Origin of the sequence: Pseudomonas sp. NFACC05-1 (assembly GCF_900100135.1) — a bacterium.
Classification (GTDB): Bacteria; Pseudomonadota; Gammaproteobacteria; order Pseudomonadales; family Pseudomonadaceae; genus Aquipseudomonas; species Aquipseudomonas fluorescens_Q.
The window spans coordinates 71,505-83,586 of record NZ_FMTR01000024.1; the positions used below are offsets into that span (position 1 = coordinate 71,505).

The following is a 12,082-nucleotide window of genomic DNA, read 5'->3' on the forward strand; positions in this document are numbered from 1 at the left end:
GTGTGCTGGCTAATTGCCCGGAACCCCCGTTGATAAAAAGGAATTCGCAGTGAAGAACTTCTTTGGCGCCTCCCTTCTCGCCGCCGGCCTGACTTTTGGCAGCCTGGCCCATGCCGCCCCGACCCTGCTCAACGTTTCCTACGACGTGATGCGCGATTTCTACAAGGACTACAACACCGCTTTCCAGAAGCACTGGCAGGCCGAGCACAACGAAAACATCACCGTGCAGATGTCGTTCGGCGGCTCCAGCAAGCAGGCGCGCTCGGTGATCGACGGGCTGCCAGCGGATGTCATCACCATGAACATGGCCACCGACATCAATGCCCTGGCGGACAACGGCAAACTGGTGCCCGAGAACTGGGCCACCCGCCTGCCGAACAACAGCGCGCCATTCACCTCGGCCACGGTGTTCATCGTGCGCAAAGGCAACCCGAAAGCCTTGAAAGACTGGCCCGACCTGCTCAAGGACGGTGTGCAGGTGATCGTGCCCAACCCGAAAACCTCCGGCAACGGTCGCTACACCTACCTGTCGGCCTGGGGTTACGTGCTGAAAAATGGCGGTGACGAGAACAAGGCCAAGGCCTTCGTCGGCAAACTGTTCAAGCAGGCGCCGGTACTGGACACCGGCGGCCGCGCCGCGACGACCACTTTCATGACCAACCAGATCGGCGACGTGCTGGTGACCTTTGAAAACGAAGCGGAAATGATTGCCCGCGAATTCGGCCGCGACCAGTTCGAAGTGATCTACCCGAGCGTTTCCGCCGAGGCCGAGCCACCGGTCAGCGTGGTCGACAAGGTTGTCGAGAAAAAAGGCTCCCGCGAAGCCGCCGAGGCCTACCTCAAGTACCTGTGGTCGCCCGAAGGCCAGGAAATCGCCGCCGCCAACTATCTGCGCCCACGGGACCCGGCGGTACTGGCCAAATACACCGACCGCTTCCCGAAAGTGGACTTCCTGTCGGTGGAAAAAACCTTCGGCGACTGGCGCACGGTGCAGAAGACTCACTTCAATGACGGTGGGATTTTCGACCAGGTCTACAGCGGGCAATAAATCGCTGCCGATCCCCTGTGGCGAGGGAGCTTGCTCCCGCTGGGCAGCGCAGCCGCCCCAATAAAGCAGAATGCGGTCGGCCTGAAACACCTCGATGGCCGACCCAAGGGGCTGCTACGCAGCCCAGCGGGAGCAAGCTCCCTCGCCACAAAGGCCACCCTGCCTCCGCTCCAAACAAGGCGCTCGCTGCAACCATTAACGGCAAGCATGACCGCTATCAACCACAAAGCCTGTCGCAACATCCGGGAACACTTTAGCCTCACGCCATCCTTTCAATTGATCGACGAGATTGCCATGAGTGCTCATTCACCTACCTCGCCCGGCAGCCCCCTGACCCGCGGCATGGTCCTGCTCTTCGCCTTCTGCTGCGGCGCCATCGTCGCCAACATCTACTACGCCCAACCCATCATCGAACTGATCGCACCCGACGTCGGCTTGAGCAGCACCATGGCCAGCCTGATCGTCTCGCTGACCCAGATCGGTTATGCCTTGGGCCTGTTTTTCCTGGTGCCACTGGGGGACTTGCTGGAAAACCGTCGGCTGATGATCATCACTACCGTGGTGGCGATCGCCAGTTTGTTAGGGGCAGCGTTCACCGATCAACCGAACGTATTCCTGCTGGTTTCGCTGTTGGTGGGGTTCAGCTCGGTGTCGGTGCAAGTCCTGATTCCGCTGGCCGCACACCTGGCGCCGGAGCAGACCCGGGGTCGGGTCGTGGGTGGGATCATGGGTGGCCTGCTGCTGGGAATCCTGCTGGCGCGGCCGGTCTCCAGCATCGTGGCCGATCACTTCGGCTGGCGGGCCATGTTCATCATCGCCGCCGCGTTGATGGCCGCCATCAGCATCGTCCTGGCACTGACCGTGCCCAAGCGCCAGCCCGACCACAGCGCCTCTTATGGCCAACTGCTGGGTTCGCTCGGCACCCTGCTGCGCCAACAACCGCTGTTGCGGCAACGGGCGTTCTACCAGGCCTGCATGTTTGCCACGTTCAGTCTGTTCTGGACCGCCGTGCCGCTGGAACTGTCACGCAACCATGGCCTGTCCCAGACTGAAATCGCCTTGTTCGCCCTGGTCGGTGCCATTGGCGCCATTGCCGCGCCCATCGCCGGTCGCCTGGCGGATGCCGGCCATACCCGCATCGCCTCGCTGCTGGCGATGCTGTTCGCCAGCCTGAGTTTCCTGCCGACATTCATCCATCCGTTCTACAGCGTGATCGGCCTGGCGGTGACCGGCGTGGTCCTGGATTTCTGTGTGCAGATGAACCTGGTCCTGGGCCAGCGCACCATCTATGCCCTCGATGCCAAGAGTCGCAGCCGGCTGAATGCGCTGTACATGACCAGCATCTTCGTCGGTGGCGCCTTCGGCTCATCGATTGCCAGTGCGGTGTACGAACACGGCGGCTGGTTGTGGGTGGTGATCGTCGGCAGTGCCTTCCCCCTGTTGGCCTTGCTGCGCTTCTTGAGCACCTCGCGCAAGCGGTCCCTGGCTACGGCCTGAATACCCCACGCATAAAAAAGCCCGGTCGCCGTCAGCGCCCGGGCTTTTTGGTGGAGCGTGTCAAATCCGCACGTTGCCACGCGGCCCGGCAATCGCCCAGATGATCAGGCCCAGTACCGGCAACAGCAGGATCAGCAACACCCAGAGGATTTTCATCCCGGTTTCCGCGCCACTCTTGAGTACGTTGATAATCGCCCAGATATCGAGCGCCAGGATGATCAGGCCGACCAGGCCGTTGAAAGTGGAACCCATGGTGTCGCTCCCAAATGGTGATGTGCACACTTAGGATAGCGGGCCCCTGGCAAGGGTTCCGTTTTATTGCTTCAGACGTGGACCGCGACCTTGAGGGCTTCCAGGGAGGGCGCGGCGGCGATGCCGACTTCAGCACACAGTTCCAGCACACGCGGTACATCGTTGCCGTACACCAACACCATTTGCAATTCATCGTCGAGCAATTGGCTGAAGTTCATCAGCACGTAGCCGCCGTTTTCCTTGTTCAGGCTGCTCATCTGGATCTGGATGCGGTTGAGCGCGGTCAGGGCTTCGGTTTTCGCCAGCTGCTTGGGCTTGAGGTTGAACGCCACGCCGGGGCCGAACGAGGCAACGATCTGTTCGAACAGGTCCACGTAGGTGTCGGCCTGGAACAGCACGGTGTCCGGCAGGCTGCCCACCACTACCCACTCACCCAACGGGATCGGAAACGTGTCGTCGTAGTTGATATCGGGGTTGGCCCCCAGGAAAGCCGTCGGATCGGCGTAGGCCTGGGCCGCTTCGTCAGCGATTTTCGCAATGTCCGCCTCGCCGAGGCAGCCGGAGCTGATTTTGCTGATGAGTTCGACGAGTGCGGCTTTCATGGGGTGGATCCTGTGGCGAAGGGTGTCTTGAGGGCGGGCAGGATAGCGCATCACATCGGTCGAGTCAGGAACCTGTGGCCCCGGAGCTTTTGTGGCGAGGGGATTTATCCCCGCTGGGCTGCGAAGCAGCCCTAAAGACAGCTTGCCACACCGAGTTGTCAGGTTTTAGGGCCGCTTCGCGCCCCAGCGGGGATAAATCCCCTCGCCACAAGAGCAATGTCACTCCAGGATCACGGCCCCGGAGGAAGATCAGCCCAACATCTTTTCCAACTGCGCCGTGGTGTCCACCGCGCCCATGGTCTTGGCGGCATCCAGAGCCGAGACGCCGTTGGCATCCTTGGCTTTCGGGTCGGCGCCTTTGCCGATCAGGTAGTCGACGATTTCCACGCGGTTGAACATCGCCGCCATCATCAGCGCAGTGCGACCATCGAAGGAGGCACCTTCCACTTGCGCGCCGCCATCCACCAACGCCGAAACCACTGCCAGGTCACCCTTGAACGCCGCGCCGGCAATCGGGCTCTGGCCGTTGTCGTTGCGGATTTCCGGATCGGCCTTGTGCTCCAGCAACACTTTCACCGTTTCCACATGCCCGTGGTAAGCGGCCAGCATCAACAAGGTGTCGCCCTTGTGGTTACGCAGATTGGGCGGCAGGCCCTTGCTCAGCAACGCAGCCATCATGGCCGCATCGCCCTGGCGTGCGACGTTGAACACTTGCTCGGCAAACTCCGCAGCCTCTTCCGGGGTCATCTGGCGGCTTGTATCGGACATGGGAAACTCCACTCGGCTCTTCGCAAAGCGGCTAGTTTCCCGAGGGACCCGGGCGCTGTCATCCCTTTTTTCACTGTGCCTGTCATAGCCAGAATCAATAACGCAATTGTCCACCCTGAATCCGAACTGCCAGCTGCCGATCCACCCGCACGTAAGTATCGGTGCCCGGCAGCCAGGCGTAGACCGGCTCATCCCCGGTAACGCATGGGTCGAATGCTTCGGCCTTGAGTCGAGTCTTCTGGTACTTGAAGGTGCCGGTGGTGTCCATTTTCACCTTGATACGCAGGAACAGCGGCACGGCATAGGCAGGTAGCTTGCCTTGCAAAAACTGCAACAACTCGCTGAAGTCCAGGGTCGCCAGGGATTCGGACGGGGTGATTGCCGCCATGCCGGCACGACCATTGGTGCCATTGATCTCCACGCCATAAGCCACCGCCTCGGCCACCTGCGGATGTTGCAGCAGCACATTTTCGACTTCTGTGGTGGAGACGTTTTCGCCTTTCCAGCGATAGGTGTCGCCGAGGCGATCAACGAACTGCCCATGCCCGAAACCAATGTTGCGCAGCAGGTCTCCGGTGTTGAAGTAACGGTCCCCCGGCACGAAGACATCCCGGCAGATGGTTTTTTCGGTCAAGGCTTGCTCGGTGTAGCCATCCAGTGGCGCCTTCTCGTCGATGCGCGCCAGCAACAGGCCCGGTTGGCCCTTGGGCACTTTTTGCATGCGACCTTGCAGGTTGCGCAACGGCAGGCCGCTGGCATGGTCGTACTGCACCAGCTCCCAGCCCATCAGGGAAAACCCGATGGTGTTGTCGAAATTCAGGATGTTGGTGAAACCGATATTGCCGTCGCTGGCGGCATACAGCTCACAGATATGGTCGATGCCAAACCGGGTCTTGAAGGTCGACCAGGCCCCGGGCCGCAGACCGTTGCCGATCATTTTCTTCACACCGTGGTGACGGTCATCGGCAGCGGCAGGCTGGTCGATCAGGTAGCGGCACAACTCACCGACATACCCCAGCGTGGTCGCCCGGTAGCGGCGCACGTCGCTCCAGAACTGACTGGCGCTGAACTTGCGCCGAATCGCGAACCCCGATGCCCCACAGATCGCCGCGCCCCAGCACACGCACAGGCCGGTGGCGTGGTACAGCGGCAATGTGCAATACACGACGTCGTCGGGCTGCATGTCCAAGGCGATCAGGCCGAAGCTGGTGGACGTGCGCACCCAGCGACCATGGCGAAACACCCCAGCCTTGGGCAGGCCGGTGGTACCCGAGGTGTAGAGATAAAAACACGGGTCGTTGCAGAAAACCTGTTGGCTGCATGCCGGGTTATCGCTTGGGTAATCCTCGCTGCCCGCCATCAGGTCGATGAAACCGGACGGTGCATGGGACGGGGTATCGGCGCAGTCCTGATCCGCCAGCCACCAGGTCCTGCTGCTCGACAGAGTGGTTCGCGCTCGTATGTCGTTGAAGGCCGCGCCCCGTTCATCCCCGACCACCACCGCGACCGGGTTGACCAAGGCCAGGCTATGCACCAGCGCATCGCCGGTTTGCGAGGTGTTGAGCATGGCACTGACCGCGCCAACCTTGGCCATCGCCAGCACGCTGATCAGCAGCTGCGGCCGGTTCTCGATGAATATCGCCACGCAATCGCCCTTGCCGATGCCTTGGGCCAGCAGGTAATGGGCGATGCGATTGGCCTGCGCGTTGACCTGTGCATAACTCAACACCGTCTCGCCATACAGCAGTGCCGGGCCCTGGGGATTGCGTTGCGTGGCCTGTTCGAAGCACCAGCCCAGGCCGCAAGGCTGGGTCGGGTCCTGGACGTTGGCCTGCTTCATGCCTTTGACGATCCGGGGGACGGCTTTGGCAATGGCAGGCAGCTTGCGCAGCATCATGCCCCAGGTAATCGCGTCGCTGGGTGTACGACTCATGGTGATCTTCCCCGTTCGACCTCGTGGTCTCGGTTCTTGTTATCGGGCAGCAGATGATTTGGCTCGAAAGTACGCCGGCGATTGCGGCGCTGTACATGCGGTTTTTGCAATGTTTTGTATCCACTGCCCGAGACAGGCGAAGCGTGAGCGCCGCAAAACGATTTGGTTCCAAAAATCATTGCCCGACCACGCAAAATGCAGGATGCACGATGGCTATTCATGCAAGATGCACGAAATCAAAAATACAGTAAAAACATAACTACCTGTTTTTAAAGGACTTTATATAAAGCCAAATGCTGGCACAGACAGTGCAACTTCCCCTCCACGGTTTGCCATACCATGGAGCAGTCAACTATGAACATGATTCAAGAAAAGTTTGCGTCCCTGTTTTCCAACTACGAAGTGACCACCCAGCCCCGCCCCGATGGCGGCATTCTGCTGACCTTGCGTAATAGCGACGGCAAGCTGTTCAAACGCACGATTTCCTATGCTCAACTGCACGCTGGGGATCAGTTGTCCTGGGCGATCAGCGCGATTCGTCGTGACCTGGCTGAACAGGCTAGCGAGTTGCCACAGATCACCTTGTTGCAGAGCCAGCATCGGTTTGCTTTGCCGACTTACCATAGCGCTTGAGCCTGCTGGCAAAACGCGATGCTGCTTGCTTGAAAAAACGGCGCTTCTTTCAGAAATGGGAAGCGCCGTTTTTTTTGGGGCTTCTTTTGGGCGAGTCCGCTTTTGGTTCTGGTCTGTATATCCGTTTCTTCGGTAATGGCTGCTGACGGTTGCGCAGCAACGGATATACACACCCAAAAAACCTCACGGCACCACCCGCGCAGGTCAGTCTTCCAGGCGAGGAAACCGGCGAGCAATATCATCCCCTGTAACCTCAGCAACCAACCCCTGCAAATCACCAGACAAGCGAATCGTAACGAAATGCGGCCGCTCCCCCATGTCAAACCAATGCGGCATACCAGCCGGCACCGTTATCAAGTCGCTCCTTTCACACAGCACCGCATAGACATAATCCCCAACGTGCAGGTTAAACAAGCCACGACCAGCAACGAAAAATCGCACTTCATCCTGGCTATGGCGATACTCATCGAGCTCCCCAGCCTGTTCCGGCTGATCACTGCTGACACTGACAACATCGACCTCAACATAACCCCGCTCAGTCATCAACCCATCGATCTGAGCCTGGTAAGCCGCAATGATGTCCTCCTCACTGGCACCCGGCTGGATTTTCACCGCCGCTTCCCAATGGGCAAAGTGAATACCTTGTTCAGCCAGGGTCGCGGCAATGTCCTCGACGTGGGTCAACACTTTGTTCGGGATGTCAGGGCTCGAAACGTGATAGACGGACAGGCTGCTCATGACAAAGGCTCCAGCAAATTAACGGTTCGAAGGCTCATGGCCGGTCCTCTTGCATACGTGTGGCAATGATAACGGCTGCCGCGAAAGCCGCGAGGCTGGCGAGACTGAACGTCCAACTGGCACCCAAGGCGTTCCAGCTATAGCCGGAATACAATGCGCCCAGGGCCCCGCCCGTACCGGCCAACGCCGCATACAGCGCCTGCCCCTGGCCTTGCTGGCGAGGCCCGAAACTGCGTTGCACGAAATGGATGGCAGCGGCGTGAAAGCTGCCGAAGGTCGCCGCGTGCAGCACCTGGGCGAACAACAATACCCAGAGAAACTCGGCCAGCGAGCCCAGCAACAACCAGCGCAACGCCGCCAGCAGGAAGCTCGCCAGCAGCACCCGGCGCACGGAAAACCGCGTCAGGATCCGGCTCATCAGCAGGAAGACCAGAACTTCCGCCACCACGCCGAGGGCCCAGAGCAGGCCGATCAACCCGCGACTGTAGCCCAGGTGTTCGAGGTGCAAGGTCAGGAAGGTGTAATACGGCCCGTGACTCACCTGCATCAGGCCCACACAGGTATAGAACGCCAACACGCCAGGGTTGCGCAGTTGCCGTAGGAACCCCTCCCCCGCGATGCGCGGCCCCTGCAATGGCTGGGCATTGGGCACCCAGAAGCTGGCGAGCACGATGCCGGCCATGATCAGTACCAGCGCCACCGGATAGATGTCCAGGCTCAGCCATTCGAACAAGCGGCCGAGCACGACCACGGTGATGATGAAACCGATGGAACCCCACAGGCGGATCTGGCTGTAGCGCGAGGCCTGCCCGCCCAGATGGGCCAGGGTAATGACTTCGAACTGCGGCAACACCGCGTGCCAGAAGAACGCATGCAGCGCCATGACCATCGCCAGCCAGGCGTAGCTTTTATCGATGAAGATCAGCGAGAAAGCCAGCAGCGTGCAGATCGCGCCAAAACGCACAATCGCCAGGCGCCGGCCGGTGTAATCCCCCAGCCAGCCCCAGATGTTCGGCGCCACACAGCGCATCAGCATGGGAATCGCCACCAGCTCGCCGATGCGCGCCGCATTGAACCCCAGGTGATCGAAATACAGCGCCAGGAACGGCGCCGTCGAACCGAGCAGCGCGAAATAGAACAGATAGAAACTGGAGAGCCGCCAGTACGGCAGTGCCGCCACGGTCGTCAGGCCACGGCGGTCGGCAGGCCAACCATCAAAGCTGCCCCAGCACCGGGGTGCTGACGCGGACGTCGGCGTTCTGGCCGCGATGACGCAGCAGGTGATCCATCAACACGATCGCCATCATCGCCTCGGCGATGGGCGTGGCACGGATGCCGACGCACGGGTCATGACGGCCCTTGGTGATGACGTCCACCGGGTTGCCATGGATGTCGATGGAGCGGCCCGGCGTGGTGATGCTGGACGTCGGTTTCAAGGCCAGGTGCGCCACGATTGGCTGGCCCGAGGAAATGCCGCCGAGGATACCGCCGGCATTGTTGCTCAGGAAACCTTGCGGAGTCAGTTCGTCACGGTGCTCGGTGCCGCGCTGGGCGACACAGGCGAAACCGGCGCCGATCTCCACGCCCTTCACCGCGTTGATGCTCATCAGCGCGTGGGCCAGCTCGGCGTCGAGGCGGTCGAAGATCGGCTCGCCAAGGCCCGGCATCACCCCTTCGGCGACCACGGTGATCTTCGCGCCGACCGAATCCTGGTCCCGGCGTAGTTGGTCCATGTAGGCCTCGAGTTCCGGCACCTTGTCCGGGTCGGGGCAGAAGAAGGCGTTCTGTTCCACCGAGTCCCAGGTCTTGAACGGGATTTCGATGGGGCCCAACTGGCTCATGTAGCCACGGATGACGATGCCCTGGCTGGCCAGGTACTTCTTGGCAATCGCCCCGGCCGCCACGCGCATGGCGGTTTCCCGCGCCGAACTGCGACCGCCGCCACGGTAATCGCGCTCACCGTATTTGTGATGGTAGGTGTAGTCGGCGTGGGCCGGGCGGAACAGATCCTTGATGGCCGAGTAGTCCTTGGACTTCTGGTCGGTGTTGCGGATCAACAGGCCGATGGCGCAGCCGGTGGTGCGCCCTTCGAACACGCCAGAGAGGATTTCGACTTCATCGGCTTCCTGGCGCTGGGTGGTGTGGCGGCTGGTGCCGGGCTTGCGGCGGTCCAGGTCACGCTGCAGGTCGTCCAGGGAAATCTCCAGGCCCGGCGGGCAGCCGTCGACAATGGCGACCAACGCCGGGCCATGGCTTTCGCCCGCGGTGGTGACAGTGAACAGCTTGCCGTAGGTATTGCCGGACATGCAGGGTGCTCCGTGAAATCGCTGAGAGACTCAACCTTGGATTCGTAATGGGCGCCAGTATACGCAGGCTCCCCGCGTAGTTCATCCTCGAACCTTATCGGCGGCCACCAGTCCAACCGGCACCTTCGCAACTAATGGCGTGATGATGTTAAAGCTGCTTGCTCTAAGCCTTACCTTGTTCACCGGCCTGCTTTCCGGCGTGGCCCAGGCCACGGTGCTGCAACGCCCCATCAGCCTCGACACAGGCAGCGGTGAGCTTTTCGGTACCTTGTTGCTGCCCAAGTCCGACACGCCGGTGCCGGTTGTTCTGATCATCTCCGGGTCAGGTCCTACGGATCGCGACGGAAACAACCCCGACGGCGGACGCAACGACAGCCTCAAGCGCCTGGCCTGGGTGCTGGCCAGGCACAACATCGCCAGCGTGCGCTATGACAAGCGTGGGGTGGCCGCCAGCCTCGCGGCGACCCCGGACGAGCGCAACCTGAGCGTCGAGGCCTATGTGGCCGATGCCGTGGCCTGGAGCCACAAGCTCGCCGCCGATCCGCGCCTGGGCCCATTGATCCTGCTGGGCCACAGCGAAGGCGCGTTGATCGCCAGCCTCGCCGCGCCCCAGGCCAACGCGGCGGCGGTGATTTCACTGTCTGGCAGCGCCAGGCCGATCGACCAGGTGCTGCGTCAACAATTGAGCAACCGCTTGCCACCGCCGCTGATGTTGCGCAGCAACGAGCTGCTCGACAGCCTCAAGGCCGGTCGGCCCGACGATAACGTGCCGGCACAACTGCTGGTCATTTTCCGCCCCAGCGTACAGCCCTACCTGATCTCGTTGTTCCGCCAGGACCCGGCCCGGGCCTTTGCGGCATTGAAGATGCCAGCCTTGATCATCCAGGGCAGCAACGATATCCAGGTCAGCGTCGATGACGCCAGGCAGTTGAAAGCCGCCAAGCCCGACGCTGAATTGGCGCTGATCGAGGGCATGAACCACGTGATGCGCATCGTGCCCAACGACGTGAAACGGCAACTGGCCTCCTACAAGGATCCCAACCTACCCCTGGCGGCCGAGCTGGGTACGCGGATTTTGCGTTTTATTGACTCGTTAGCCGCCCGTTAGGCGGTTTTAGTCGATTTAGCTTCAGTACTGGCAAAAACAGCCGATAACCCGGTGTCGGATAGCGCAATGGCTACCGACCCGCCGGCCTGGACAGGATTTTTGCCGTTATGACTGAAACTCAAGCTTCCCCCGACACCGCTGCCGAAGCCCCCGCCTCGTCTGCGGTGGAACTGCCGTGGGCCGACGTGCATACCGAGCATCACAAGATGCTCCGCCTGGCGCCGCTCAAGACCGACCGCGCCACCGGTGCGCGGCCATTGCGGTTTGTCGAGTTCAGCTATGCCGAGCGCCACAGCAAGGAACGCAGCCTGCTGCGCATGAGCATCCAGTTGCCGAACCAGCGTGTGCGCAAGGAACAGAATCACTTGGACGTCTGGGCGGACCACGTCGAGAAACGCCTGTTTTTTTCCCCGGACAACCTGCAAGTCGAGCCGTCCAACCGTGGCATCGGCCGTTTCCTGGCGGCCCAGGGCATTACCTGGGCCAAGAAACGCTGGTCGGCCTACCAGGTGCACGGCAACGACCTGGATAACAAGGACGCCCTGAACGAAGACACTCGCCTGCGCCGCGACCGCTTTCTCAAAGCCCAGGGTTTCGAGGTGGTCTACGCCGACGCCCAGCACCTCAAGGGCAGCGTCAAGCCAACCCACGTTGGTGATCTGCTCGGGGACTGGAACACCGAGAAGCTGCAGTTCGTGGAAATCCTTGAAGCGGCGCAGATGCTGCAACAGGCCGAGCAGAACCTGGCGGAACAGGAAGTCAAACTCAAGCAGCAGGAAGAAAAGGTCACCAAGTTCAAGCGCGAAGACGCCGGCCTGCGCTTCACCATCACCTGCCTGGTGGCCTTTGCCATGTTCCAGGCGGGGTTGCTGATCTGGATTGCGACGCGGCACTGATTGCCAGCGGCTTGCCCACACACCCCTGTGGCGAGGGAGCTTGCTCCCGCTCGGCTGCGCAGCAGCCGTAAATCCGCCGGATGCGACGGGCCTGAAAAATCACCATGCGCGGGTTTCGGGGCTGCTGCGCAGCCCAGCGGGAGCAAGCTCCCTCGCCACAAAAGCCGCTCACCATCGATCGGGTCAAACCCGCGAAGCAAACAACCCCTGGTGCTGGCGGCACTGCTCGGCGCTGAGCATGAACACGCCATGACCACCGCGTTCGAAGTCGAGCCAGGCGAAATCGACTTCCGGGTACAAC

Annotated in this window: 12 protein-coding genes and 1 pseudogene; 5 read left to right on the plus strand and 8 right to left on the minus strand. The window is 61.2% G+C overall.

Annotated elements, in window-relative coordinates:
• Positions 1–49: 49 nt before the first annotated feature.
• Together BLO97_RS25405 and BLO97_RS25410 are read left to right on the plus strand one after the other, a co-directional pair.
• Entirely contained in the window at positions 50–1,048 is a 999-nt protein-coding gene (locus BLO97_RS25405) for a sulfate ABC transporter substrate-binding protein (RefSeq protein ID WP_092224672.1), read from the plus strand.
• A 294-nt stretch (positions 1,049–1,342) separates the two neighbouring features.
• Positions 1,343–2,545 carry an MFS transporter gene (locus BLO97_RS25410; protein WP_063325244.1) on the plus strand — a complete coding sequence of 401 codons (1,203 nt, stop codon included), beginning with the start codon at positions 1,343–1,345 and terminating at the stop codon, positions 2,543–2,545.
• Between the two features lie 60 nt (positions 2,546–2,605).
• On the opposite strand, the gene BLO97_RS25415 is transcribed toward BLO97_RS25410, so the two are convergent.
• The 4 genes from BLO97_RS25415 to BLO97_RS25430 all read right to left on the minus strand — a co-directional run bounded on the left by BLO97_RS25415 (position 2,606) and on the right by BLO97_RS25430 (position 6,100).
• On the minus strand, positions 2,606–2,797 hold the full coding sequence (locus BLO97_RS25415; RefSeq protein ID WP_003204476.1) for a PLDc N-terminal domain-containing protein: 192 nt from the start codon (positions 2,795–2,797) through the stop codon (positions 2,606–2,608).
• A 71-nt stretch (positions 2,798–2,868) separates the two neighbouring features.
• Positions 2,869–3,399: a hypothetical protein gene (locus BLO97_RS25420; RefSeq protein WP_063324827.1), complete on the minus strand. Its 531-nt coding sequence runs from the start codon at positions 3,397–3,399 to the stop codon at positions 2,869–2,871.
• A 249-nt stretch (positions 3,400–3,648) separates the two neighbouring features.
• Positions 3,649–4,167: an ankyrin repeat domain-containing protein gene (locus BLO97_RS25425; RefSeq protein WP_092147782.1), complete on the minus strand. Its 519-nt coding sequence runs from the start codon at positions 4,165–4,167 to the stop codon at positions 3,649–3,651.
• A gap of 94 nt (positions 4,168–4,261) precedes the next feature.
• Complete coding sequence (locus BLO97_RS25430) at positions 4,262–6,100, minus strand: long-chain-acyl-CoA synthetase (RefSeq protein ID WP_092348818.1); 1,839 nt, start codon at positions 6,098–6,100, stop codon at positions 4,262–4,264.
• Positions 6,101–6,454: 354 nt separating this feature from the next.
• On the opposite strand from BLO97_RS25430, the gene BLO97_RS25435 reads away from it, so the two are divergent.
• Positions 6,455–6,733, plus strand: coding sequence for a DUF3509 domain-containing protein (locus BLO97_RS25435; RefSeq protein WP_003204481.1), 279 nt, complete (start codon positions 6,455–6,457; stop codon positions 6,731–6,733).
• Positions 6,734–6,937: 204 nt separating this feature from the next.
• Here the strand turns inward: BLO97_RS25435 and BLO97_RS25440 are convergent, their stop codons facing one another.
• Genes BLO97_RS25440 through aroC form a run of 3 tightly spaced genes read right to left on the minus strand, consistent with a single transcriptional unit; the run spans position 6,938 to position 9,777 of the window.
• Positions 6,938–7,471: an acireductone dioxygenase gene (locus BLO97_RS25440; protein ID WP_092224668.1), complete on the minus strand. Its 534-nt coding sequence runs from the start codon at positions 7,469–7,471 to the stop codon at positions 6,938–6,940.
• Between the two features lie 34 nt (positions 7,472–7,505).
• On the minus strand, positions 7,506–8,651 hold the full coding sequence (locus BLO97_RS25445; protein WP_063324824.1) for an MFS transporter: 1,146 nt from the start codon (positions 8,649–8,651) through the stop codon (positions 7,506–7,508).
• A gap of 34 nt (positions 8,652–8,685) precedes the next feature.
• Positions 8,686–9,777, minus strand: coding sequence for a chorismate synthase (aroC, locus tag BLO97_RS25450; protein ID WP_003204486.1), 1,092 nt, complete (start codon positions 9,775–9,777; stop codon positions 8,686–8,688).
• Between the two features lie 142 nt (positions 9,778–9,919).
• On the opposite strand from aroC, the gene BLO97_RS25455 reads away from it, so the two are divergent.
• The gene (locus BLO97_RS25455; RefSeq protein ID WP_092147770.1) at positions 9,920–10,885 is read left to right on the plus strand and encodes an alpha/beta hydrolase; all 966 of its coding nucleotides are present in this window, start codon (positions 9,920–9,922) and stop codon (positions 10,883–10,885) included.
• Positions 10,886–10,992: 107 nt separating this feature from the next.
• Positions 10,993–11,781 (plus strand): hypothetical protein, encoded by a 789-nt coding sequence (locus BLO97_RS25460; protein WP_092348821.1) that lies wholly within the window; start codon positions 10,993–10,995, stop codon positions 11,779–11,781.
• 183 nt (positions 11,782–11,964) lie between these two features.
• Here the strand turns inward: BLO97_RS25460 and BLO97_RS31315 are convergent.
• Positions 11,965–12,082, minus strand: a pseudogene (locus BLO97_RS31315) (50S ribosomal protein L3 N(5)-glutamine methyltransferase); the annotation flags it as partial.